The following is a 25,957-nucleotide window of genomic DNA, read 5'->3' on the forward strand; positions in this document are numbered from 1 at the left end:
CGTTTTAGAACGTCGATCTCAAAAGTGTCACACTAAAGCTGCCAAGCCGGGCTCGCACCATTCCCCGTTCGCTATCTTTTTCGCCTTAGTTCGTCTTTTTCGTTGATCATAATAATCTCTTTTATTATGCCGTAACTGTCCTATAATTTCAAGTTATTGCACCTGTCGCGAGCGATAATTCAAATACTGCTCCAAACCGGTCGGAATTAACCGCGCAATTTGATTTTGATAACTGGCTTTTTGAATATACTTGAAATCCTTCGTTGAATTAATATAGCCGTTTTCTAGTAACGCGGCGGGCACCTGATTATATTTCAAAACTATATAATCAGCTTGCTTAACCCCTAAATTTTGCATGGGCATCTGTGGTGCCATCGCAGAATTGAGATATTGTGCCAATTCCTGTGATGTATTATCTTCTCGCCCATAATAAGCCGTAAAGCCGCTTCCCGTATCTTTCTTTTCGGTTGCATCAAAATGGAATGAGATAAATGCATTAGCCCGTTTTGCTTCACCGACTTTTGGAATCTTCAATAAGCCCACAACTTCATCCGTATCGCGTGACATCACTACGCGTGTCCCATATTGTTGCTGCAACTCATTTTTAACGCGATTCGTTAAGGCTAACGTATAATCTTTCTCATAATGCTGCCCATCCGAGCTAGTTGCACCGTTGTCTGACCCACCATGTCCAGGATCCAATTCAATGGTCGCTTCTGATAACAAGTTCATATGCTTAATTGGTTGTTTACGTTCCAATAACCAACCGGCCACCCAGCCCGTTGTTTCATCTTCACGCTGAATTTTATACCAACCGTTTTCCCGATCTAAGATATCCAAATGTTCACCCGACTTTAACATTCCTTCTGCCGGTCGTAAAACATCTGGTCCTTGACGAACCGTAATATTAGGAATATGCACCGTAATCTGTTGGCGGGCCATTAAAACTACTGTAAAAGAAATTGCAACTGCTAACATCCCCACCGTAATTGACAAGGGGATCCAAAAGCGCACTAAGAATTGTCGCAAGATTTCCCATCCGCGTCTAAAAACCACAAGCTTACTCCTTCACCATTTAAAATACCGGTCCATCCCATTCACTCTTTGGTAATTGATTAAAATCATAGGTTGCTAAGTCTTCAGCTTGACGGATAAAGGCATGACCAGGTACCGAAATCATCAGATTAATGCCTCCATCCTTTTCCTTAAAGACAATGACTGGCTTTTCTTGCATCCCAGCATAACCAAGTTCCCAAGCAGTCCCGGGGTCCACATGATCTTCAACATAATCCACGATGCCTACAACTGCTTTAGCAGTGTGTAATTCATGACGATCTTCAGCAAAAATAGCGCTAGCCCATTCCTTTGAACCAAATTCCAAATCTTCTAATGGATGCCGAAAAGGACTATAAAAATCTTCCACTGTCGGATTCTGAGTCAACGCTGCCTCAACGCGTTCCAATCGTGCGATTTGTTCATCGCTAAAAAACGGACCTGCTAAATAAATTTGTGCCATCGTAGGTTCTCCTTATTAATAATCAACTCTGTCTATTAAATTATTCTACATGATTTCCCGCTGAACGCCTATTAAAATCGTCCTTTTTTAATAAAATTAATGTTGTTTTAAATATTGGCGCCGTTCGTTTTTCAAGCCGGCGAGGACAAATTGTGCTGGATCATTTTTAATTTCTAATTCACGATCAGCTGATCCTTGCAGGGTTTGTTCAAAAATCTGCTCATACTGCGCAATTGAGAGGCCTTGACGCCGACTTAATAAGTCAGGCACTTGGTTTGACACTAAGCCAGCATGATATTTAGGCTGCAAGATTCCTGAATAGAACTCGCCCTCAGCTCCTGAACCGTATGAAAAGAGTCCGAGACGCGCGCCCGGCTTCAAACCAGGCGTTTCATTTAATAGTGACAAAAGGCTTAAATATAACGAGCCCGTATATAAATTACCAATCTGCCGGCTATACTTTTGACTGGCCTCAAATTGGGCTAGCAGTTCCTTTTGTTGCAATTCATCAGCTTCAGGTAAGACCATTTGCAAGCCCTTTTTACCCATCTTAGTATAAGGTAAATGGAAAACTAAAGCATCGAAATCATCAATGGTCCGACCTGTTTGTTTGCGGTAACGATCCCATAACTCTTTAAAGAACTCTTGATAAACATTACTTGAATACTTACCATCAACCCGCGCCTCAGTTGCATAATTCGGCCGCCAAAAGTCCATTACATCATCTGTCATAAACTGGCTATCATTTTCCAAGGTTAAAATTTGTGGATCAGCACTCACAAGCATCGCAACTGCGCCCCCACCTTGCGTCACTTCACCACTCGTCTTTAGTCCATAACGGGCCACATCACTGGCAACCACTAAGACTTTCCGATCCGGATGAACAGCTACATAATCACGGGCCTGCATCAAGCCGTACGTTCCAGAATAACAAGCTTGTTTTAATTCAATCGTCCGTGCATACTTTTGAATACCTAATAAACGTTGCAGATAAGCTGCCCCCGACTTTGATTGGTCAATACCGGACTCAGTTGCAAAAATAACTAAATCCAAGGTTTGTCGTAATTCATCGGTCATCAAAGGCGCCGCCGCGTTGGCTCCCATGGTCACCGCATCTTGCGTTGGTGGAATCACAGCTTGGCGTGTCTGACCAATCCCAATGAGATATTTGTTGGGGTCTTCACCACGGGCTTGCGCTAAGTCGGACATCTCAATATAGAGATGCGGTGAAAAAAAACTCATTTGATCAATTCCAATTTTCATTTAATATCTCCCCGTTCTCGTTGAATCTGCACAATTTGTTGCACAATTTTCCGTGCTACTTCAACCTTTGGTAAGATTGGCAAAGGTTTTGGCTCTAATCCTGGCTGTAAGAAAGTCACTAGATTAGTGTCCGTTTGGAAACCACTCCCCGGCTGAGTAACGTCATTGGCTACTAACAAATCTACATTTTTCTTCGTTAATTTAAGATTAGCGTGTTCAATCAAATCATTTGTCTCGGCCGCAAAACCTACTAAAATCTGTTGCTGTTTGGCTTGCCCCAATGTAGCTAATAAATCTGGATTTTCTTGAAGCGTGAATTCCAAGTTCGCACCGTCTTGCTTTTTAATTTTTTGGGACGCAACAGTGAGTGGTCGGTAATCAGCCACAGCTGCGGCCATCACAACGCCATTCACATGCGCAAAATCGGCTTGTAGGGCGGCTTTCATTTCACGTGCGGATTGAACAGGGACCACTCTAACCCCCGCTGGACTTGGTAAATTCACTGTTGTAATCAAAGTTACATCTGCCCCCCATTCAAGGAGTGCCTGAGCAACAGCGTAACCCATTTTACCGGAAGAATGGTTTCCGATAAAGCGAACAGGATCCAAAGCTTCTTTGGTTCCGCCAGCTGTCACCAGAAACTTTTGCCCTTGTAATGGCATTTGAGTCATCACTTGCCGTAATTGCAATTCGGCACTTGCTAGTAACTCTTCGGGCTCAAGCATCCGTCCTTGCCCCTGATAGCCTTCAGCTAAGAGACCCTCAGTTGGCTCAATAATCATTACGCCGTCTTGACGTAGTTGCGCCAAATTGCGTTGAACCGCTGGATTTTCATACATGGCCGGATTCATTGCCGGCGCGATTAACATCGGCGTATGCCTGGCAATCGCTACCGTGGAAGCGGCATCATCAGCTAATCCTTGAGCCAACTTACCAATGAAATTAGCCGTGGCTGGGACCACGAAAAATAAATCCGCCCAATCTGCCCATTCAATATGAGCCACCTGCGCATCGGCCGTTTTAAATAAGTCAGTTAAAACGGCATGTTTGGTCAAGGTTGCAAACGTTTTTTCCGTCATAAATTCCAAAGCATTCGCTGTCATTACTACGCGTACTTCAGCCCCAGCTCGCATCAATAAGCGGGCCACCCGGGCTGACTTATATGCTGCCACACCGCCGGTCACAATTAATACTATTTTCTTATTTTCAAACATCTTGGAACCTCATTTCCAATCATTACAAGCTAACCATATTCTGGATTAAATTTCAGCTTACTACGCTATTATTTTACCCTACTTCCCCATTTTCGCAAATTTTTTACTTTATTTTCAAAAAAAAGCTTGCCAAACACTTTTAAACTTGTTATTATATTATTTGTTGTTAAGCGACAACAAGTAATAATGGCTCATTGGTCAAGCGGTTAAGACTCCGGTTTTTCACACCGGCATCCAGGGTTCGACTCCCTGATGAGCTATCGTCCATAAAGTCCTCAGTCTTGAGGGCTTTATTTTTTTGTATAAATTTACGGTATTCAGCTCAATCAAAAAGAGGAAGCCTAATTGTCGGCTTCCTCTTTTTAGATATTACATTCATCAATTAAACACTGTACTCACTTAAGCCAACTCCACATAGGTAGCACCTTGATCGGGTCCAGTATAATCAAAATTTTTCACCGAATGATGCGACCGTAGATACTCTTGTACCCCTTTACGGATGGCTCCCGTCCCTTTACCATGAATAATTTCAACGCTTTGTAAATTATTCAGCAAAGCAGAATCAATGAATCGATCTAATTCTTGCATCGCTGGTTCATAACGCTCTCCGCGCAGATCCAAAGTGGCCGAAGCATGGGCTCGGTTCATGGCCTGATTCGTTGAAACTGACCGTGCATGCCTTGGTTTACCGCTAGCTTTAGCCTTCTTAACGTTTTGCTTAGCTGGATTAGCGGTTTGTTTTTCAATCTCATCCCCACCAACAACCATTTTCAAAATTCCAATTTGAACTTCGTATTTACCATCTTTCAGCTTGCGGACAATTGTTCCTTGTTGACCATATTCTCGGACCAAAACGGTATCGCCCACTTCAATCGCCACATTTTTAGCCGCCTTTGCTTTCCGTAAAATCCGATTATTTTCAGCTGTAGGTGTCTGTTGTAATTGATTTAAGCTCCCTTTAGCATCAATAATCTTATTTTCTTTAATTCCCGCGGCCCCCGCTCGTTGCATTTGATGCAAATCATCAATAATACGTTGCGTTTTTTTCCGCGTATCCGCGACAATATGATTGGCTTCTTGTTGTGCCTTTTGTAATAATTGCGCCTTTTGCACCTCTAATTGATTTTGAGCATGAGCTAATTGTGCTGCTTGCTGCTGATTATCAGCTAATTGAGCATCTAACTCCACCCGCTCAGTCCGCACTGCATTTCGTTGATCAACCAAATCTTGAATCATTTCATTTAGTTCTTGCGCTTCATTATCCGTCAACCCGCGTGCTTGTTGAACAATCTCCGTTGGCAAGCCTAAACGCTGGGCGATATCCAAAGCATTTGAACGCCCTGGAATGCCTAACAATAAATGATAAGTAGGTTGTAACGTCTCAATGTCAAATTCCATCGAGGCATTAATTGTGGCTGCGCGATTATAACCATAAACTTTTAATTCGGGATAATGGGTCGTCGCTACCGTATAAGCACCAACTTCACCCACGGCATCCAAAATTGCCATGGCTAAAGCCGCTCCTTCTTGCGGATCAGTTCCAGCACCTAATTCGTCAAAGAGCACTAATGATTGCTTCGTCAAGTGCTTGAGAATCTCAATAATGTTTACCATATGCGAGCTAAATGTTGACAATGATTGTTCAATCGATTGTTCATCCCCAATGTCTGCAAAGACATTATCAAAGACCCCCACAGTTGAATGTTCCGCGGTCGGCAAAAACAAACCTGACTGGGCCATTAATTGCAGCAAGCCCAGAGTCTTTAAGTTAATAGTTTTTCCACCTGTATTAGGACCAGTCACAATAATTGCTGTATAATCTTTCCCCAAGATAATATCATTAGCCACCGCTTTAGCTTGATCGAGCAAAGGATGCCGTGCTTGTATTAAATTAACTTCTTGTGTTGCACTCACCGCGGGCTCCGTGGCTCCTAATTGTACCGCATATTGACCTTTCGCTAAAACAAAGTCCAAATGACCTAGGAGCGCAGCATTGTGTAAAATGTTTTCTGCTTCCGGTTTGAGGCGTTGTGAAAGTTCATGCAGCACACGCTGTTCTTCCGCATACGCTTTGAGCTGATATTCGCGTAAGCGATTATTCATATCCACGACAGGCGCTGGCTCAACATACAAGGTTTGCCCCGTTTGACTCTGATCATGCACGACTCCACTCAATTTACTACGGTATTCAGCCTTAACAGGCACTACATACCGATCATTACGCATTGTCACAATTGGGTCTGATAAATATTTAGCGGTATTCCCACGAGTATAGTCTTGCATCTTCTGTCGTATTGCGTTTTCCGTGCCCGTAATTGCTTGCCGCAATCGATGTAGTTCAGCTGAAGCATCATCTTGCAACCGACCATCTTGATCCAACGCCTGACGTAACGACTTGCTTAGGTCCGGTAAGGTGATTAATGCTTTTACATAGGGCATTAAGGCTGGTAAAGCTTCTCCTTGATCAGTCGCAAAATTAACGAAAGTTTGTTCGACCTGTCCAGTCGCCCATAACACGCGGCCCACTTGAACTAATTCCGAGCCATTTAAATCTGCATCAATCAACACCCGCTGCATGGGGCTTTTAATATCAGCTAAACGAGGCATTTGAAAGGCAGCAGCGCGCCGTAAAATCAAATAGGCATCTGACGTTTCCGCTAGCCATTGCTGAATTTGTTCAGCATCCGTAGTGGGGTGCAGTTGCTCCAACTCAATTTCACCCCCCGCCGTCATTAAGAACGGCTTAATTTTAGCTTTGACTGCATCATATTCAAGCGTTTTTAAAATTTTTGAATTCATTTTGAACCTCCTTCAAAATAATCTTTGAGTACCATATTTTCAGTGCTCGTCATCCACACCGACTTGCATACCCGATTCTGATTTAATTTTTATCTTTTAATTTTATAAATATATATAGCTTAGTTTAGCATATCTTAGGCGGTTCTAACCAGTTGAAGGGCTTGGATCTACTGTAAGTTCAGAATGATTGCTTCCAATTAGATGAAAAAAACCACCCGTTACAAAACAGGTGGTTTAGTTCACTAATACCAATTGATAACCCAAGCGCGCATCTCCACATGTCTTACGTCGTTAAAAATTGACAATAAACCATTGATAAATTTGACTGGATAAGATCGGCGTTTCTTGCATCACAAATTGGGCCACAGGTGAATACGTAATTTGTTCATGCATCCATGTCCAATCAAATGCCCCTAAAATATATAACAAAAAGAAAATTCCGATATACATAATAATGGTATTTAACAAGGCCCCCAGAACCCGATTAAAAAATCCTAAAACAGGAATTTTATTTAAAATTCGCATGCTCCGTTGAATTTGCCGTAAAATGGCAAACCCAATCATTGTCACAATAGAAAAACCAATTCCCGAATACAAAAAGCGGTTCGATTGATTTAACAAAGGTGCACTCACTGGCGATGACCATGTTGAAGTTAATTGATTATTAATCAAATTCGCAATGACATCCCCAATATTATGTGCCAAGAGCACCGCGAGGACCCAGACTAACACGCGACCGACTGAACGAATTAACACCCGGACAAAGCCTTCATGATAACCATGCATACACGCCGTTAGCAACGCAAATAAGATTAGAATTGAAATAATCATACATGCTCCTCAGCTGTCTTTTTCATATTAATTTGATCTGATAACGCGTTAATCGCCACTAACACTAAAGCGTCACTGGCACTTAACTTAGGATTTTGTTTTTTTAAATCATTTAATTGTTGATTGGCCAAATTAAAAACTGCTTCCATATGCGCTTGGTTTTCATTTGTGGTCAACGTATACGTTTTTCCTAGGATTTTTCCTTGAAATCGCTGCATTGCGGCCATTAAACTTTCCTCCACTTTCATCTGGAATTGCGGTGCACCTATTCGTCGGCTAGCTCTAATTCTTCAGCTGCAGCGGTCCCGTCCAACATCCGGGCTTCAATCCATTCCCAAACCAAATCTTTACCATATTTAGTTTCTGATGAAAACATTTCAAAATCTGATACTTCTGAATTAAATTGAAGGTCTTTTTTAATCGTACTTTCCGCATGATTATATTTACCTCGCGCAATTTTATCCGCTTTAGTAGCCACCACCAAGACAGGTAACCCACCCATATCATCAGACGTGAGCCATTGATACATCTCAATGTCTTCTTTTGAAGGCGCATGCCTGGCATCGACTAACTGGATGACACCGCGTAACGGAATCCGTTTTTCCAAATATTCACCAATCATCACTTGGAACTTGGCACGGGCACTTTTTGAAACCTTCGCATAACCATAGCCAGGTACGTCCACAAAAAAGACTTGATTTTCAACTTTATAAAAATTAAGAGTTTGTGTTTTTCCAGGCTGTGAAGATGTCCGTGCAAAAGCCTTACGATTAATTAACGTATTCGTTAGGGATGACTTTCCAACATTTGAACGGCCAACCAAGGCAATTTCAGGTAAATTATCATCTGGATATTGACTTGCTTGAACCGCTGACATCACCATCTCAACATTATGAACTTCCATTGTTTTCTCCTTAGTTACTTTAAAATAACTTTTGGTGTCGTATTTTTTTCGACATTCTCTTGTGAAATCACAACTTCCGCCACATCATTGCGACTTGGAATATCAAACATGACATCGCGCATGACTTCTTCAATAATAGAGCGCAATCCGCGTGCTCCAGTTTCTCGCTCAATCGCTAAATTAGCCATGGCTTTCAACGCACCAGGTTCAAACGTTAATTTCACTCCATCTAAAGCGAGTAAAGCTTGATATTGCTTAACCAAAGCATTTTTAGGCTTGGTCAAGATTTGCACCAAATCATCGGCTGTCAATTCATCCAATACCGTTAAGATTGGCAAACGCCCAATGAATTCTGGAATTAAACCAAAGGTCATTAAATCTTCAGGCACAGTTTGTTGCATAAAGGTCTGGTCAGAATTCTGCAATGCTTTAGCGCTATCCGTTCCAAAGCCAATTGTCTTACCCCCAACCCGTTCTTTAACGATATTTTCAATTCCAGCAAAAGCTCCACCCACAATGAATAGGATGTTAGTCGTATCAACTTGAATGAATTCTTGGTTCGGATGCTTCCGTCCCCCTTGAGGTGGCACATTAGCAATCGTTCCTTCGATCATCTTCAAAAGGGCTTGTTGAACTCCTTCACCAGAAACGTCTCGTGTAATGGAAACATTTTCCGACTTCTTGGCAATTTTGTCAATTTCGTCAATGTAGATAATTCCCATTTCGGCACGTTCAACATCATAGTCAGCAGCTTGAAGTAACTTCAACAAGATGTTCTCAACGTCTTCACCCACATAACCAGCCTCAGTCAGCGTTGTTGCATCGGCAATCGCAAAGGGCACATTCAACATTTTCGCCAATGATTGCGCAATGTATGTTTTTCCAGAACCAGTAGGCCCCACCATCGCAATATTTGACTTTTGTAACTCGACCTCTGAATCACCATCATGATCCTTATCTAACAAGGTGTTCACTCGCTTGTAATGATTATAAACCGCCACGGCTAAGGTCCGCTTAGCGTCATCTTGTCCGACAACATACGTATTTAAATTCTCAACGATTTCAGCGGGGGTCATCAAATTAACTTTTTGTTCGATTGCATCAGCTTGCAAATCTTCATTAATGATTTGTTGTGCTAATTCCACACACTCATTACAGATAAAAACCCCTGGACCAGCGACTAATTTTTTTACTTCGCTCGCTGACTTACCACAAAAAGAACAATATGCTGCCCCTCCAGTTGTGTTATCAGTTGTATCAATCATACGTTAATCTCCTTTTTCATCATTAAATTAACTATTATCATCTTATCCAGCTTTTAAGATGACATACAATAGACAAAAACGAGACCAGCACCAGCGTAGTCTCGTTTTTCATTTAAATCAGCTGAACTTTAGGCTTCCACAGCTGAATCAACAATTGTATTAACAGCTTGCTTAATTGCAATATCGTGTGCCAACATGTCATCTGACAAAGCCTTACGAATTTCTGCCTCATCCATCGCATACATTTCAGCTAATGACTTAACTTCAGCATCAATTGCAGCTTGATCGGGCTTAATATCTTCAGCCTTAACAACTGCTTCAAGGACCAAATTCGTCTTAACCCGGTTTTCAGCATCTTGAGCATATTGATTATGGATATCTTCTTCAGTTTGTCCAGTGATTTGACTGTACATCTCAGGTGAGATTCCTTGGTTTTGCATTGAAGCGTAGAATGAGTTGATTTGCCGGTGAATGTCTTCTTCCAACATTGCTGCTGGGATTTCATCGCCGACAACCTTAGCATTCTCAACAGCCTTGTTGATAGCTTCGTCTTCCTTAGCTTCAGCGGCTGCGTTCTTTTTAGCTTCAACTAAACGATCCTTGGTCTTAGCTTTAAGTTCTTCTAAACTTGAAACATCTTCGTCAACATCCTTAGCGAATTCGTCATCCAAGGCTGGAACTTCCTTCACCTTAACTTCATGGATTGTTGTTTCAAAGACAGCATCTTTACCAGCCAAATCTTCAGCTTGGTAATCTTCAGGGAACGTTACGTTAACTTTAACAGTCTCTTCCGCCTTGTGTCCTACCAATTGGTCTTCAAAGCCAGGAATAAATTGACCTGAACCTAATTCAAGACTGAAGTTGTCAGCCTTTCCGCCATCGAAGGCTTCGCCATCAACTGAACCATCAAAATCAATGATTACAGTATCGCCGTTTTCCGCAGCGTGATCTTCGGCCAATACCAATTCAGCTTGTTGTTGACGCATGTTTTCAATTTCATCATCAACATCAGCATCTGAAACTTCAACATCTTGCTTGGCTACTTCTAAGCCTTTGTAATCACCCAATTCAATTTCAGGTGCAATTTCAACTTCAGCTGTAAGCACCCAAGGTTGTCCCTTTTCCAATGACTCAACCGCAATTTGTGGTTGGTTAACTGGTGCAATCTCCGCTGCCATTACAGCACTTGGATAAGCAGCTTGCAAAGCAAAGTTAACTGCATCTTCATACAAAGCTTCTTCTCCAAAGCGCGCAATAAACATTTGCTTTGGCATTTTACCCTTACGGAAGCCAGGAACGTTCAATGAATCTTTAACCCGGTTAAAGGCCGCATCAATGGCAGCTCCTTGATCTTCAACAGGAATCTCAAACTTCAAAGTTCCCTTGTTTCCTTCACCACGAGTAAATTCGGCATTATTTGCAACCATTATTTTCTTCCTCCACGTCAGTTTAACTCTAAAAATTAAACTGCCTTATTTCTTATTAATATACTTTCACTATTTTAACGTACTTTACGCGCTTTGGCAAAGTAAACATCGACTTTTTTCTGGTTAAATTTGTCCAAATTAAAAATTACCAGTATTTCGTCCTAAACAGCTTGCTTGAAACTGACTTTAAACATCTAAAATCCCACAATAGACAGCTAATTGATTTCTCTGGCGGCCATTACTGAGCAATCCAATATTGTTTGTCATGTCATTGGGCTTGAAAAACAAAAAAGACTGACCATATTATGGTCAGTCTTTTTTAGATTTAAAGCTCGATGATTAATAAAATTAGTCTTCGATTTGTGAAACAGTTCCGGCACCGACAGTACGTCCACCTTCACGAACAGTAAACTTCAAACCTTCTTCAATGGCAACTGGTGCGATCAATTCGATATCGAATGTAACGTGATCACCAGGCATAACCATTTCTACACCTTCTGGCAATTGAACAACCCCAGTAACGTCAGTTGTGTGGAAGTAGAATTGTGGACGGTAGTTAGTGAAGAATGGAGTGTGACGTCCACCTTCTTCTTTGGTCAAAACGTAGACTTCGGCCAAGAACTTAGTGTGGGTCTTGATTGATCCTGGCTTTGCCAAGACTTGTCCACGTTCGATTTCTGAACGATCAACACCACGTAGCAAAGCTCCGATGTTATCTCCGGCTTGTCCTTGTTCCATAGTCTTACGGAACATTTCGATACCAGTAACAACAGTCTTGCGAACGTCTTCCTTCAAACCGATGATTTCAACTTCATCATTCAAGACAACAGTTCCACGGTCAACACGACCTGAAGCAACTGTTCCACGTCCAGTGATTGTGAATACATCTTCGACAGGCATCAAGAATGGCTTGTCAGTATCACGTTCTGGCGTTGGGATGTATGAATCAACTGTATCCATCAATTCTTCGATGACCTTAACTTGTTCTGGATCACCTTCCAAAGCCTTCAAAGCAGATCCACGGATGAATGGTACATCATCACCAGGGAAATCGTACTCTGAAAGCAATTCACGTGCTTCCATTTCAACCAAGTCAACCAACTCTTCGTCGTCAACCAAGTCTGTCTTATTCAAGAAGACGATCAAGTATTCAACACCAACTTGGTGAGCCAACAAGATGTGCTCACGAGTTTGTGGCATTGGTCCGTCAGTAGCGGCGATAACCAAGATCGCACCGTCCATTTGAGCGGCTCCAGTGATCATGTTCTTAACGTAGTCCGCGTGACCTGGGGCGTCGATGTGCGCGTAGTGACGATTCTCAGTCTCATACTCGATGTGAGCAGTGTTGATCGTGATTCCACGTTCGCGCTCTTCGGGAGCAGCGTCAATGGCAGCAAAGTCTTGTAGTTGTGCCAATCCCTTGTCAGCCAATACCTTTGAGATAGCGGCAGTCAAAGTAGTCTTACCGTGGTCGACGTGACCAATAGTTCCAATGTTAACGTGCGGCTTAGTGCGCTCGTAATGTTCCTTAGCCAAAAGCTTATCCTCCTAATTTTCGTAAGTCGAAAAACATGTTTACAACTTAAAAGTTGTTAAACCCATTATACACTAAAAGTACAACTGGATAAACAACAATCGAAAATAATTTAATTGATTTCTCCCCTAGGGAAGCTGTACTCATTATATAAGACGATTTTAATTTTGTAAATATTTTTTCCAGCAAAAAGATGATTTTCGTGTTTTACTTCAATTTAACGCATTAAATAAAGTCCGAACCTCTGTCCGTAACAGTTCATGATACTCACTTTGTGCTGGTGATTCCGACCTACCCGTAGATTGATGCAGCACAGCTAACTCATTGTCAAACCAGCTTTCACTGTCAACCGTAGTCAAAGGACTAAACGGATAGGTTAAAAGCATTTCTAACCGTAATTGTTCTTGCAAAATCTGTGATACAAGCGGATCTTGCCTATTTTCAAGTTGGTTTAATCCCTGTGTTAAAGTCTGATAAATCGGCATTGCCTCAACTGCTGGTAACGTGTCAGGCCGCACCTGCAACTGGCGTCCATCTAGCCAATGAAAGGCTAGTTCCTTATGCACAACTAACTCCCGAAGACGATTTAAAATCGTGTTTCTTGTCATAGCTGAAAGGAACGGATCAATTAACAAAAACTGTGCGCTGGCTACATATTCATGTAATGGTAGATGTTCAGCTTGTTGCAAAATTTTATTTTGCTCACCCAAACTATAATTACTTAAATGATAGAAACGCCGGGCCTGCGTATTTAGACGTTCCACCTCAGAATTTCTAAAAGCTTGCTCCGCTGTCACAATCTGTGCGACTAAAGTGGCATTCCAAGCAGTTGCTAATGCGAATTCACGCGCAGCTAGAAAATACGTATTTTTTAAAGCAACTGTAAGATAAAATTGCGCCTGCTCTAAACTCTCTTGGTACGCTTGGGGCGCATATTGCAAATAGGACCAAGCATCCACAAAATTTTCTAATTGCGCAAAGCTCACGCCTAAAATTTTTTGAATCTGAATGGTCGGATTTTGCGCAAAGGCTGGCACCAAAGTGTCAATCGCCACTTGCCATTCTTCATTTTGATAAGCTAACTGTCCCGCCTGAATGGCTTGTTGATACTCCTCGTCATTCATGTGTCAGTCCCCTCCTCTATCGCATCAAAGTATCCACTCGTCTAACTAGTGGTGCATTTATTTAGATTCCGGCTTAGCAGAATCGACTGATTTAGAGGCAGGTTTCCTCCGATTATTACGGGGCTTGGTTGGCTTAGCGTCATCTTTTTTGACGGACGCTTTGACTTTAGCATTATTTTTAACTTGATTAGGTGCACTCTTTTTGGCTTTATTAGCTGGTTGATTAACCTTTTTATTTTTACCATCCCCAGCCTTTTTATTCGCCGTCCGTCGGCGCCGTCCGTTTTGATTAGCCTCCATGATCACTGGCAAAATTACCGGTTTCCGATGGGTTTTTTCATACAAGAACTTACCTAGCGCATCCCGAACTGAGCCCTTCAGCTTACCCCAATCAAATTCTTTGGTATTCTTAATTCCTTCAGCAACCGTCGTTTCAACTAATTCAGTTGCTTCCTTCAACAAATCGCGGGAAGTTTTCACGTAAACAAAGCCCCTTGAATCGACTTTCGCATGCGCAATGACCTTCTTTTTCTTCCGATCAATGGTAATCACCGCAATAAAGACCCCATCTTCAGATAAAATCCGCCGATCATTCAACACGATTGAACCAATATCACCGATTCCTGATCCATCAATCATCGTCGCATCAACTTGAATTGATCCAGCCAAATGCGGCGCCGGTTGATTATCAAAGACTAAACGGTCACCATTTTTCAAAATAAAGGCATGATCTTTCGAAATCCCCAATTCTAAGGTGGCTTGATAGCCGGCATTCAACATCCGATATTCGCCTTGAACTGGTAAAACATTTTCAGGTTTCAACAAATTCAACATCATCTGGAAATCATTTTTTGATGCATGTCCTGACGAATTCATATCGGATGAAATTTGCTTAACATCCGCCCCAGCCCGGAAAAGCATGTCGCGCGTCTGCGCTACAAACCCTTCCATCGCAGTTGAAGGAGTCGTTGTAATGAAAACTAAATCACCGTCAGTAATTTTAATATTACGATCATCCCCGTGCGCCATGCGTTGCAAATGTCGCAAGGGTTCACCCATTTTACCGGTTTCTAAAATCACCGTTGCTTCAGGTGCCACAGTTTTTAAGTTTTTCAACGAGACAAACAATTCCTTCTCTGGAGCTGGCAATTCTAGCTTGCCCAAGCGCAACGCTGTTCGCACTGACTTTTCAATATCATTACCTGACAAAACAATCTTCCGATGAGTCCGATAAGCTGCTTGCACAACTTGTTGAATCCGCTGAATATTAGAAGCCACCGCTGCAACCACAATCCGCCCACTATGGTGTCGGAAATTTTCATAAATATATTGCTCAATTTCTGATTCATGTGATAGTTGACCAGGAGTACCTGTCCCAGCTGCATCAATCAACAGGGCCTTAACCCCTTTTCGACCAATCTCTGCTAAACGCAACAAATCCATTTGATAAGTTGACGCTGCTGTCGTATCAAACTTAAAATCACCCGTATAAACAACTTGACCCGCAGGTGTTTCAATCACAATCCCCAATGATTCTGGAATCGTGTGCGTCGTTTCAAAGAATGATACTTTTACATCACCAAAGTCAATTTCTTGACTGCCCGTTACGACATGATAATCAGTGAACGTTTTCGTTTGCGGATTATTTTCAATCGCCAACTTAGCGAGCTCAATCGTCAATTCTGAACCAAAAATTGGCACATTAATTTCTGACAGTAGATACGGCAAAGCTCCAATAGCATCAGCATGCCCATGTGTCAAAAAGATTCCGGCAATTTGATCTGCACGCTCGACTAAGTATTTAAAATCAGGGATGACCACATCCACCCCTAATAAATCATTTTCTGGATACTGCAACCCAGCATCTAAGATAAAAATATCTTCACCAACTGTGACTGCATACATGTTCTTCCCATTTTCGCGCATACCGCCAAATGGCATAATCGTTAAATCTGTACTCATATTTTATATATTCCATTTTCTGAATTCAAAGAGTTCCGTCCGTAAGTGGACCTTACCCTAACCTATTTGTTAATACATTAAGTGTACCATACCAAAATAACCAATCAATCATAACTTTGCATTGGGCTTGTTGAATCTGCTGCTTAGTCCCTTGTGCTTTGGTCCAATCCACATATTTAAATTCAGGTTGACGATCCACTAAGGCTTGTTGCGCATAGGCCGCCAAGGGAAGTCGTTGACTCAGAGCTGGTTGCATGGCCATCAACAAGACGGGAACATGTGGGTACTGTTTTTGTTGCACTAATGAGGCCTGTGCTAGTTGCGCTTGTTCTTGATCACGCAAACTTACATTAGACATTGCATTTTGTAAAACGTCCAGCTGGCGCTCAGCATACCATGCTGTCCAATCTACAATCGGATCGCATAAAATCCCCGCCGTAAAGTTCTGAGAATGGTCAGCCAGCAATTGCGCAGCTAACGTAGCCCCCGCTTGATTTCCAATTACATACAATTTTCCATCTACTAATTCAGCATGTTGCTTTTGCGCCGCATAAATTCCTGTCATCACTGTCGTTTGCATTTGGTCAGCATCTTGCCAAACGTGTGCCTGAGCATATTCCACACTATAACCGCTCATACCGGGTTGATGAATCCACACGACATTAAAGCCTTGGTGGGATAGCCATTGTAGCCGACTTTGATAACTTTCACCGACCCCATATTTTAAATCTGTGCCCAACCAAACAATCGTCCCCGTTGCCTTTCGTTGCGCGTTAGGCAAGAACCACCCGTCAATAAATTCACCAATGCCATCCCGAAAAACAAATTTTTCAGCCGCAGTTAATTGCGTGGAATGCTCTGCTGGAACCAAAGTTTTCCGTTGCGCTAAATCAATTAACTGAACTGGTTGATCAGTTGCCATCTGCAAACCTAAAATTTGATGTTCTTGGACCAGCAAAGAGGTTAAAATTTCGCGTTGATCTGAGATACACTCTTTTTTTCCACTTAAATCCGCCAAGTACAGGCGACTGTGCCCATGGTAATCCGTCACAAAGAGATAATGTTCAGCATCCATCCACTGCAAATGATGATTTTGTTCATGATTTTTAACATCTAAAGTCTCTTCTTTATATTGCAGAGTCGTACGCTGATTAGCACGGTCAAATAAATATAATTGAGCACGTTCTCCACCACCATCTTGTTCATCCGCAGCTACAATCAAAATTTTCTCACCTTTTGGACCATACTGTGCTTCTGAAATTTGCCACCATGACCGCTTAGAAAAGACTTTTGTTAAATCTGGTTGGACCTCTAACTCAATTAAACGTTCATGTCCACTTTCACCCGTTGGCGTCAGTTGGGTATCAATCAATAGTAATTTTTTTGCATTTAAAACATCAGCAATTCGTACAGGTAATTCAAATTTTTTAATATATCGTTGCTCACCATTAACATGGGCAAAATATAAACGATTCTCGACATTTTGGGTCCGTTGTAGGGGTATCTCTGTGACACCCGTGACGCTCATCTGCAAACCCTGAGTCATTTCTAACGGATTCAAACGCCATTGACTAACATCTTCTGTCAGATAAAAAACCGCATCACTGTCAGGAATGGCATGTATTTCCTTAATCCGGCTCGGCCCGAGCCCTAATTCAAGGTCTTCTTCATTTTCCTTGAGTTGAAAAATGCGACCTTGTTTTAAATAATACAAATTATCCTGATTACTTGATATTTGATCAATTGCATGGCGCAAAACCTGCATTTTCCCATCCACTACTTGAACTAAATCATAATCATTTTCGCCAATTTCACTTTGTTTTAAAATATAAATTTTATCGTTTACAATTTGAGGCTGCTTTAAATCTAATTGATCAAATTCATTGATTGTGTTGCTTTGCATCATCATTTTTACCTCTTAATTTAAATTTCATCCAATCATCAACGGGGCAGACTCATCTGAAGTTTGTGGGTCTCGATTACCTATCTGCCTTAACGACAAATAGCTGAGTTTAATTGTCTTTAATTATATTACGAAATATGTGTGATTTTACATATCAGCACCAAAACTTTAAACTATTTCAATTTTATCGCTTAAAAAAGACCGGAACACCAATTCCGATCTCTATCAATCATTCATTTTGCACCCAATATAAACCATATTAATCGGTCATATTATCATCTGACGTCTGCTCACGAAAACGCTCCATAATGGCCTGTTTTTCCGTTAATTGCCGTGTTAATCGATCCACTTGTTCCTTAACAGGCACTTCTTCACGGGCTAAAATATCACTCATCGCCATTAACTTTTTTACTTCTGGTTGCACGGCCATAATAAATCGCCAGACAAAACCAATCAATAAGATTAATGCTAAAACAAGGATCGTCAAACTAATGATTTTAACCATACTTTAAGCCCCCATGTAGCTATTTATTATCTGATTTTGAACTTTCTGGTTGTAAGACTTCAACATCGTTCATGCCTAATGCTTCTTTAACATCATCTTGTTGTGCATCTAAAACAATTTCAAAATCATCTTCAGTTTGATTCAAAGTCTCATTGGCCAAATTCTGCAACGGCTCTTCTTGCTGTTTTAGACTCTTCCGGGCTTCGGTAAACATTTTTTGAGCTTGCACCTTTAGCTCCTGATAACGGTTTTGCATTTCTGCTAGCGTCTCTTTGCTTTGCGCTGAAAGATGATCATCCGCTTCAGCTTGAACCATCTCACGTACTTGTTGATACTGTTCATTAGCTTGATCCGTCAAGTCAATTACCTTCATTTGCAACTGAGCAACCCAGTCACGCCAGGCGACATCAGTTTCGGCATCAGTTAATTTTTCAACTTGTTGGTTAAATTTAGTAGTTGCTTGCATCCGCAAACTATCTACCTTGGTCTTACCCTTCGCTAAATCATCTAAAGCTCGATCTTGAAGGGCCTCTTTTTGCATAGGCGTTAAAGACTTATAGTAAGCCGCAATTGCCCCAAACCCTAGTAACATTCCGCCAAAAATCAATCCTTTTACTTGTCGTTTCATGCTTTCACCTCCGGTTTGTTCTTCTTCTGCTTCCGTCGACTCTTTTGCATTCCAAAGGCCATCCCTGCAGCCTTAGCCATCATCGAACTAGTCTTATTCTTTTTTGACCCAAATTTATCCTTAACTTCATGTGCTGATGTGTTCAGTTCTGAGACACTAGCACCTAAATCGCCAGCAGCTTGGAAAACTGGATCAACTGTCACCATTTTACCATTTACATCTTTAAGTAAAACGTTGGTATTGATTAACAAATCGTCCACATCGTTAGCAATTAATTTGACGTCTTGTGTCACCGAAGTTAAAGTCGCACTTAGGCGCAATAAGAAATAACCAATAAATAAGACTAACCCCAAAATAGCCAGTGCAATAATTAGAAATGAAATATCTCCTGCTGTCATTAACGTTCTCCTTATAAATATATTATTAATTTTCTAATCTCAGGGAGATTTATGTCTATAATTATACAACATGTTCTCATTCAATGCCCTGTAAAAACTAATTTAATTTAAATGTTGATTTGTCAAATAATGTATTAACAACACAAAAGACAGGGGTCTAACGTAGCGGCTTTTTAATTTAAAAAACAAATTACCAACTAATGTTGTTGCTTAGCATACCACTGCTCTTTACTCATTAGAACGGGGCGGCGTTTCCCGCCCGTTGCAGTCCCCAAAATACCTTGATCTTCCATATCATCCACTAGCCTTGCCGCGCGATTATAGCCAATTCTAAAATGCCGTTGCATCATAGACGCTGATACTTCACCTTCAATTGATGCAAAGTCTAGCGCGTCATCCCAAATTTCATCTAAGGCTGAACTAGTATCACCACTAGCTCCATTATCACTGTCCATTGCCTTCAAATCAGCATCAGTCACTTCCATACTTTCATCATATTGAGCGGATCCTTGTTGCCTAATATAATTAGTTAAATTTTCAACATCATCATCAGACATGAACGCCCCTTGAACTCGTTCACCGTTATTTTCGCCAATGGGCTTAAAGAGCATATCACCACGTCCCAAAAGCTTTTCCGCGCCATTAGAATCTAGAATAGTCCGTGAATCGGTTCCTGATCCAACCGCAAACGCCATCCGTGAAGGAACATTGGCTTTAATCAAACCGGTAATAACATCGACTGATGGACGCTGCGTGGCTACAATCAAATGAATTCCAGCCGCACGCCCTAACTGCGCAATCCGCACAATCGCTGGCTCAACTTCACCTGAAACAGTCATCATCAAATCAGCCAATTCATCAATAATAACCACTAAATACGGCATCTTCATGAGCTGCGTATCAGGATTTTGTTGATTATGTTCGCGAATCGCTTTATTATACCCATCAATATTGCGAACGCCCATTTCCGAAAGTTGATCAAACCGGTGATCCATTTCCGACACAACCTTCTTCAAAGCCGCCGCCGCTTTTCGTGGTTCCGAAACAACAGGCGTAATCAAATGTGGAACATCATTGTAAATACTCAATTCCACTTTCTTCGGATCAACTAACATTAACCGAACTTCAGACGGTTTAGCTTGCAAAAGCATTGATGCCAAAATCGTATTAATCGCAACCGACTTACCAGAGCCTGTCGAACCGGCAATGAGAAGGTGTGGCATTTTCGTCAAATCCATCTTAACAATATCGCCAGCCACACTTTTTCCAATCGGTACCTCTAACAAATTCTTACGATTGACCCCGACCGTTTCATACATATTGCGGAAGCCCACAGTTGCTTGTTGTTCATTAGCCACTTCAATTCCCACTAATGACTTACCAGGAATCGGAGCTTCAATTCGGAGACTCTTTGCCGCTAAGGCCATCGCCAAATCATCTGCTAAATTAGTGATTTTTGAAACCTTAACCCCCACCGCGGGCTTAATTTCATACTGAGTAATCGTTGGTCCTAAGACCACCTTTTCTACGGTGGCTTTAATATTAAAGCTTTCCAAAGTTTGTTGCAAAACTCGTGATTTTTCCGCTAATTGACTTTGTTCCTTACTTTGATCTGCCGAACCGGTCTTAGCCAAAAGACTTACCGGTGGCAATTGATAATTTTCATCTTGCACTTGTTGATTGAACCCGTTCACATCCACCGTCATTTCCGGCGTTGAGTGATACGATTCAGCTTGAGTCTGATGTTGGGAGTGTTGATGCTGTCTAGCATCCCGAATTAAATCAACATGACTAATTGCTTCTCCATGCGCATCATCCTTTAACGTATTTGCCGCCGCACTCGCTGTTAAATCCATCTCATCAGGCTTTTCTGCCCAATGATTCACTTGCACATCATCCTTCATTGAATCAGTTGTTTTGTTTGCCAAAAACATTGCGTCCGCCTGCTCATCGATCGCGCGTTCTGGATTTTCAGATTCTGCTTGAGGTTCGGTGCGGTCAGTCGGGGTACTTTCCATCGACTGATTCCAATCGTTTGGCCAATCCATTTCGGTTTCAAAATCTTCCGCCGTCCATTGTGAAGTCCCAAAGGGATTACCAGTAGTATCCGTTGACTGCGCCGTCGAACTAGCTTGATTAGCGTCTGATAAAATTTCACCCGTGGATGGATCCACTGCACGAACATTTCCATCAAAACCTGGTGCGACAATGGTTTGCACTGTCTCAGACTCATTTGTGCTGTTTGGTACTACAATTTCTGGCATGACAAAAGTGCTCGTCATGGCCTCATCAGGATTCAACGGTTGATGGGTATGCTGACCCACTATAAAAGGATTATCATCATCAATTGCTTCTGGTTCCACCGATGCAACATTTTGCGCTTGTCCATTATCAACAGTAGCATCTGACTGTATGTCTGCATCTTTGGGGGAATCTGCCTTAACTTCAAAGTCACGTTCAAATAGCTCATCCGCAATCTTACCACGCTGGGCTTGGTAGGTCTGATTCAACGTACTCATTTTTTTAGCACTCGCTTCTACCGCCAAACGTGTTGTATCTTCCATCACATTTGCGGCATATTCAGTCGCACCAAAGAAACTAGTAAGCACTGCTTTAATCGGTAAATTAAAAGTAATAATCACACCGGAAACTAAGGCCGCAATTGCTAACAACCAGGCACCCCAATTTGATAGTACCGGATAAATCAACGTTAACAAAGTCGCACCAAGTCCGCCTCCACCTACTGGAGTTTTAACCAATCCATTGTTGATGTCTTGTTGAATAAATTTAATAATATAGTTCAAATATGCATGATGAATATTGATGTGATTAAATAACCGGATTGATCCAATTAAAATCATGCCACCATAGATCAATCCTACGCCCCAATAATAATTTTTCTTTAAAGTAGGGAATTTTCCGTAAACTGCCATGCCAATTAACATCAACAAACTGAATGCCAAGAAAACTTGATATGTATCGCCGACTAAAAGTCGCACAACATTGGCCAAGAAAGCGCCCACGATGCCAAATTTTCCAATGGCTGTAATCGCTAATAAAAGGCCCAGCGTTCCGGATAAATGCATCGTTAGCTTCTGTGATTCCGCTTGCTTTTTATTTTTTCTTTTCTTACTATTTTTCTTCTTATTAACTGGCTTTTTCTTATATTGTGCCATGAATTCATCCTTTCATTAAAATCGCATTTTATGCTTTCAAATGATTTTACTAACATTTGGAAGTATAGCATATTCAAAACAAGCGCCCCATAATTCATGATAAATCTTATTACAGCTTTAAGATTTATCCATCTTTAACGCCCATTTGATCACGTGGGCATCACATTTAGATACAGAAAAACCCCATTAGTCAAATCTCTTCAACTAACGGGGTTCAATTCAAATACATTATCAATTTGAATTAAGGCTTATTTATTTTCATCTGCATGAAGTTGCCGGATTAAATCATCAATTTTGCTCCCATAAGTCACTGACTCATCTTTTTTGAAAATCAATTCTGGCGTCTTATACGTATTCAAAGTTGAACCAACTTCTTTTCGAATCAACCCCTTAGCAGCTTCTAAACCATCCGCAGCTTTTTGATTAACAGAAGCAAGTTCTGATAACACGCTGTAGTAGACTGTCGCTTGCTGTAAATCGCCTGTGACTTCTACCCCAGTGATAGTTACGCCTTGCACTCGGGGATCACGAATACGCTTCAATAAAATTTCATTGACTGACCGTTGAATCTCTTGTTCTAAACGTCCCACTCGAAAATTCTGCTGTGCCATGTTTATCTCCTTTACCGATTGCTTTAACAGCTTAATTAAGCTTATAAATTTTACTTTGGCTTAACCTCAAACATTTGATAAACTTCAATTTCATCGCCGACTTTTTCATCGTTATAATTTTCAATGGTCATTCCAAAGTCATTACCGTTCTTAACTTCTTTCACGTCATCCTTACCGCGACGTAATGAACCAATTTTACCATCATAGATGACGATTCCATCCCGGATTAACCGAACGCTAGAATCCCGAGTAATTTTTCCACTCATCATCATTGAACCAGCAATCGTTCCCACCTTTGAAACACGGAACAATTCCAAAATCTGGGCAGTTCCAATTACTTGTTCTTCAAAGACGGGTTCTAATTGACCCTTCATCGCTGCTTCAATTTCATCAATAGCATTATAAATAACTGAATGTAAACGAATATCAACATCATCTGACTCAGCTTGAGTACGTGCTTGCGGTGTTGGTCGAACATTGAATCCAACAATAATAGCGCCTGAAGCCTCTGCTAAGGTGATATCTGATTCATTAATCGCACCTACTGCTGTGTGAATAATATCAACCTTAACCCCTTCAACATCAATTTTCTTAAATGACCCAGCCAAGGCTTCAACAGATCCTTGCACGTCGGCTTTAATAATGACAGGAATTGACTTCATTTCATTTTCGGCCATCTTGTTGAACAAATCAGCCACTGAAACCACATTATTGCGCTTACGGTCAAGGAGCAACGCCCGCTTAGCACGTTCTTCTCCAGCTGCCCGTGCTGTCTTTTCATCTTCAAAGACCACGAAACGATCACCGGCTGCTGGGACATCGTTTAATCCGGTAATCTCAACCGGTGTTGATGGCTTAGCTTCCTTAATTCGTCGACCACGATCATTGGTCATCGTCCGCACTTTTCCAAACGTATTTCCGACAACAATTGGGTCACCAACGTGCATCGTTCCTTGTTGAACTAAGACCGTGGCAATTGCTCCACGTCCCTTATCCAATCGGGCTTCGATAACGGAACCAGCCGCGCGTTGGTTAGGGTTAGCATGCAAGTCCAACACATCTGATTGTAGCAAAACCATTTCGAGCAATTCATCAATATTTTGACCAAACTTAGCTGAAATATTAACGAAAATTGTGTCACCACCATACTCTTCTGGAACCAATTCATATTGCATCAATTGATTAATGACGTTTTCTGGGTTGGCTCCTGGCTTATCAATCTTGTTAACTGCAACAATGATTGGAGTTCCCGCTGCCTTAGCGTGATTAATTGCCTCAATTGTTTGTGGCATCACTCCATCATCAGCCGCAACGACCAAAATTGTAATATCCGTAATGTCTGCTCCACGAGCACGCATGGCAGTAAAGGCCGCGTGACCAGGCGTATCCAAGAATGTAATCTCGCGTCCATTTAACTTAACTTGATATGCTCCGATATGCTGGGTAATTCCGCCCGCTTCGCCTTCAGTAATATGCGAATTACGTAAATAGTCCAACAAAGTAGTCTTACCATGATCAACGTGTCCCATGATTGTTACCACTGGTGCACGAGGCTCGAGGTCTTCTTCATTACCTTGTTCTTCTTCAAAGAATTTATCCAAATCAGCGATATCCACTTCAACCTTAGGCTCCGCCTCAATCCCATAATCAGCTGCCAAAATTTCAATTGTGTCAGCATCCAAGGATTGATTTTGGTTAACCATCACTCCGAGCATAAACAACTTTTTAATAATCTCAGTTGCATCACGATGAATTAACTTCGCAATATCTTGAACGTTCATCCCAACTGAATAAACTAACTTATCTGGCAATGGTTGATCTTTACGAACAGTTGGGGCTGGGCGATTGGCGTTATTACGGTTATTGCGATTGCGCTTACCACCACGCCGGTTTCCATTCCCACCATTATTATTGCGGTTATTAGACCGATTATTATGGTTGTTGTTACCACCATTGTTATCTCTTTTATTTTGGTTATTATTAGTTTGGTTAATCACGACTTTTTTCACTTCTGCTTTCTCGGGCTTAGTAACGACGGTTTGCTTCTTAGACTGCTTGCTGTTTTCCGTCGTTGCTGGTTTAGCCTTAGGGGTTGCCTCAGCTTTATTTTGCGCTGGTGCTGTCTGAGCCTTAGGAGTGCGCTTGGCCTTCCGCAATTGTGCTTCTTGAGCAGCATCAACCGTTGACATATGTGACTTAACTGCGAAGCCTGCATCTTTGGCCGCAGCTACTAATTCCTTTGATGGAACATTCAATTCTTTCGCTAATTCAAAAATTCGCTTTGTCATTGATTTTCCTCCTCTTTTTCTAAATACATTTGCATTTTTTTAGCAAATCCGCGATCAGCCACTGCCACCAAAGAACGGGCCATGCCTGTGGCATTCGCAATTTCTTGACGCGTCAGACTAGTTGAAAATGGCACACCATAACTCGTAGTCTTATTAGTGAACTTCTTAAGCGTACTAGCGCCACCATCTTGCGCAAAGAAAACTAAATTAACTTTACCTTTCCGAATTGCGTCTAAAACTAAGCCTTCACCAGTCACTAATTTTCCTGCACGTCTTGCTAATCCTAACAAATTTAATAATTGTTGTTGGTTATTGTTCATTCCCAAATAGTTCCCGTCGTCCTTGTTGGTGATCAACATATGCGATTAGTTCATCATAGAAGGCATCTTCTAGGTGCACCCCAAAAGCGCGATCGAAAGTTCGTTTTTGCTTTGCTGTTTTCGCCGTTTCGACATCAATTTGAATGTAGGCCCCGCGACCGTTAGCGCGATTAGTAGGATCTAGTTGAACTTCGCCAGTTGGTGTTTTTACCACCCGGACCAAATCTTTTTTAGGCACCATTTCACCACTCACAATGTCTTTTCGCATCGGAATTTTTTTTAATTTCAT

The 25,957-nt window shown here is 41.6% G+C and carries 22 protein-coding genes and 1 tRNA gene; 1 reads left to right on the top strand and 22 read right to left on the bottom strand.

All coding sequences use genetic code 11. From position 1 onward, the window contains the following. Positions 1–153: 153 nt before the first annotated feature. The 4 genes from IV73_RS04385 to coaBC form a co-directional block, all read right to left on the bottom strand. Positions 154–1,056: an N-acetylmuramoyl-L-alanine amidase family protein gene (locus tag IV73_RS04385; RefSeq protein ID WP_057755408.1), complete on the bottom strand. Its 903-nt coding sequence runs from the start codon at positions 1,054–1,056 to the stop codon at positions 154–156. Positions 1,057–1,075: 19 nt separating this feature from the next. Further along, positions 1,076–1,516, bottom strand: a complete 441-nt coding sequence (locus IV73_RS04390) for a nucleoside 2-deoxyribosyltransferase (RefSeq protein WP_057755410.1) — start codon at positions 1,514–1,516, stop codon at positions 1,076–1,078. 96 nt (positions 1,517–1,612) lie between these two features. Beyond that, a complete protein-coding gene (locus tag IV73_RS04395; protein ID WP_057755412.1) occupies positions 1,613–2,779 on the bottom strand; it encodes a hydroxymethylglutaryl-CoA synthase in 1,167 nt (388 codons plus the stop codon). Beyond that, positions 2,776–3,993, bottom strand: coding sequence for a bifunctional phosphopantothenoylcysteine decarboxylase/phosphopantothenate--cysteine ligase CoaBC (coaBC, locus tag IV73_RS04400; protein WP_057755414.1), 1,218 nt, complete (start codon positions 3,991–3,993; stop codon positions 2,776–2,778). Before coaBC ends, IV73_RS04395 begins: the two co-directional genes overlap by 4 nt. A 188-nt stretch (positions 3,994–4,181) precedes the next feature. Here coaBC and IV73_RS04405 point away from each other — a divergent pair. Next, positions 4,182–4,253 (top strand) — tRNA-Glu (locus tag IV73_RS04405). A 139-nt stretch (positions 4,254–4,392) separates the two neighbouring features. Here IV73_RS04405 and IV73_RS04410 read toward each other — a convergent pair. The 18 genes from IV73_RS04410 to rnpM form a co-directional block, all read right to left on the bottom strand. After that, positions 4,393–6,792 (bottom strand): endonuclease MutS2, encoded by a 2,400-nt coding sequence (locus tag IV73_RS04410; RefSeq protein ID WP_057755416.1) that lies wholly within the window; start codon positions 6,790–6,792, stop codon positions 4,393–4,395. A 291-nt stretch (positions 6,793–7,083) separates the two neighbouring features. Then, on the bottom strand, positions 7,084–7,623 hold the full coding sequence (locus IV73_RS04415; protein ID WP_057755419.1) for a CvpA family protein: 540 nt from the start codon (positions 7,621–7,623) through the stop codon (positions 7,084–7,086). Then, positions 7,620–7,850: a cell division protein ZapA gene (locus tag IV73_RS04420; RefSeq protein WP_057755422.1), complete on the bottom strand. Its 231-nt coding sequence runs from the start codon at positions 7,848–7,850 to the stop codon at positions 7,620–7,622. The genes IV73_RS04415 and IV73_RS04420 overlap by 4 nt, the downstream gene beginning before the upstream one ends. 38 nt (positions 7,851–7,888) lie before the next feature. Further along, entirely contained in the window at positions 7,889–8,527 is a 639-nt protein-coding gene (gene yihA, locus IV73_RS04425; protein ID WP_057755427.1) for a ribosome biogenesis GTP-binding protein YihA/YsxC, read from the bottom strand. 14 nt (positions 8,528–8,541) lie between these two features. Beyond that, positions 8,542–9,792, bottom strand: a complete 1,251-nt coding sequence (clpX, locus tag IV73_RS04430; RefSeq protein WP_057755428.1) for an ATP-dependent Clp protease ATP-binding subunit ClpX — start codon at positions 9,790–9,792, stop codon at positions 8,542–8,544. Positions 9,793–9,920: 128 nt separating this feature from the next. Further along, positions 9,921–11,219 (bottom strand): trigger factor, encoded by a 1,299-nt coding sequence (tig, locus tag IV73_RS04435; RefSeq protein WP_057755431.1) that lies wholly within the window; start codon positions 11,217–11,219, stop codon positions 9,921–9,923. A gap of 348 nt (positions 11,220–11,567) precedes the next feature. After that, positions 11,568–12,755, bottom strand: coding sequence for an elongation factor Tu (gene tuf, locus IV73_RS04440; protein WP_057755434.1), 1,188 nt, complete (start codon positions 12,753–12,755; stop codon positions 11,568–11,570). A gap of 210 nt (positions 12,756–12,965) precedes the next feature. Then, positions 12,966–13,877, bottom strand: coding sequence for a hypothetical protein (locus tag IV73_RS04445; RefSeq protein ID WP_057755438.1), 912 nt, complete (start codon positions 13,875–13,877; stop codon positions 12,966–12,968). A gap of 57 nt (positions 13,878–13,934) precedes the next feature. Beyond that, on the bottom strand, positions 13,935–15,839 hold the full coding sequence (locus IV73_RS04450; RefSeq protein ID WP_057755441.1) for a ribonuclease J: 1,905 nt from the start codon (positions 15,837–15,839) through the stop codon (positions 13,935–13,937). Between the two features lie 52 nt (positions 15,840–15,891). Beyond that, entirely contained in the window at positions 15,892–17,748 is a 1,857-nt protein-coding gene (locus tag IV73_RS04455; protein ID WP_057755443.1) for a prolyl oligopeptidase family serine peptidase, read from the bottom strand. A gap of 253 nt (positions 17,749–18,001) precedes the next feature. Further along, positions 18,002–18,247, bottom strand: a complete 246-nt coding sequence (locus IV73_RS04460; RefSeq protein WP_057755446.1) for a hypothetical protein — start codon at positions 18,245–18,247, stop codon at positions 18,002–18,004. 19 nt (positions 18,248–18,266) lie between these two features. Then, complete coding sequence (locus tag IV73_RS04465) at positions 18,267–18,875, bottom strand: hypothetical protein (protein WP_057755449.1); 609 nt, start codon at positions 18,873–18,875, stop codon at positions 18,267–18,269. After that, entirely contained in the window at positions 18,872–19,273 is a 402-nt protein-coding gene (locus IV73_RS04470) for a DUF948 domain-containing protein (RefSeq protein ID WP_057755451.1), read from the bottom strand. The genes IV73_RS04465 and IV73_RS04470 overlap by 4 nt, the downstream gene beginning before the upstream one ends. 197 nt (positions 19,274–19,470) lie before the next feature. Further along, positions 19,471–22,449, bottom strand: a complete 2,979-nt coding sequence (locus IV73_RS04475; protein ID WP_057755454.1) for a DNA translocase FtsK — start codon at positions 22,447–22,449, stop codon at positions 19,471–19,473. A 248-nt stretch (positions 22,450–22,697) separates the two neighbouring features. Continuing rightward, positions 22,698–23,060 carry a 30S ribosome-binding factor RbfA gene (rbfA, locus tag IV73_RS04480; RefSeq protein ID WP_057755457.1) on the bottom strand — a complete coding sequence of 121 codons (363 nt, stop codon included), beginning with the start codon at positions 23,058–23,060 and terminating at the stop codon, positions 22,698–22,700. A gap of 50 nt (positions 23,061–23,110) precedes the next feature. Then, positions 23,111–25,348 carry a translation initiation factor IF-2 gene (gene infB / locus IV73_RS04485; protein WP_057755459.1) on the bottom strand — a complete coding sequence of 746 codons (2,238 nt, stop codon included), beginning with the start codon at positions 25,346–25,348 and terminating at the stop codon, positions 23,111–23,113. Beyond that, positions 25,345–25,668: a L7Ae/L30e/S12e/Gadd45 family ribosomal protein gene (locus IV73_RS04490; protein ID WP_057755462.1), complete on the bottom strand. Its 324-nt coding sequence runs from the start codon at positions 25,666–25,668 to the stop codon at positions 25,345–25,347. The genes infB and IV73_RS04490 overlap by 4 nt, the downstream gene beginning before the upstream one ends. Next, the gene (gene rnpM, locus IV73_RS04495; protein WP_057755464.1) at positions 25,658–25,957 is read right to left on the bottom strand and encodes an RNase P modulator RnpM; all 300 of its coding nucleotides are present in this window, start codon (positions 25,955–25,957) and stop codon (positions 25,658–25,660) included. Before rnpM ends, IV73_RS04490 begins: the two co-directional genes overlap by 11 nt.

The organism is Weissella kandleri (assembly GCF_001438705.1).
Classification (GTDB): Bacteria; Bacillota; Bacilli; order Lactobacillales; family Lactobacillaceae; genus Weissella; species Weissella kandleri.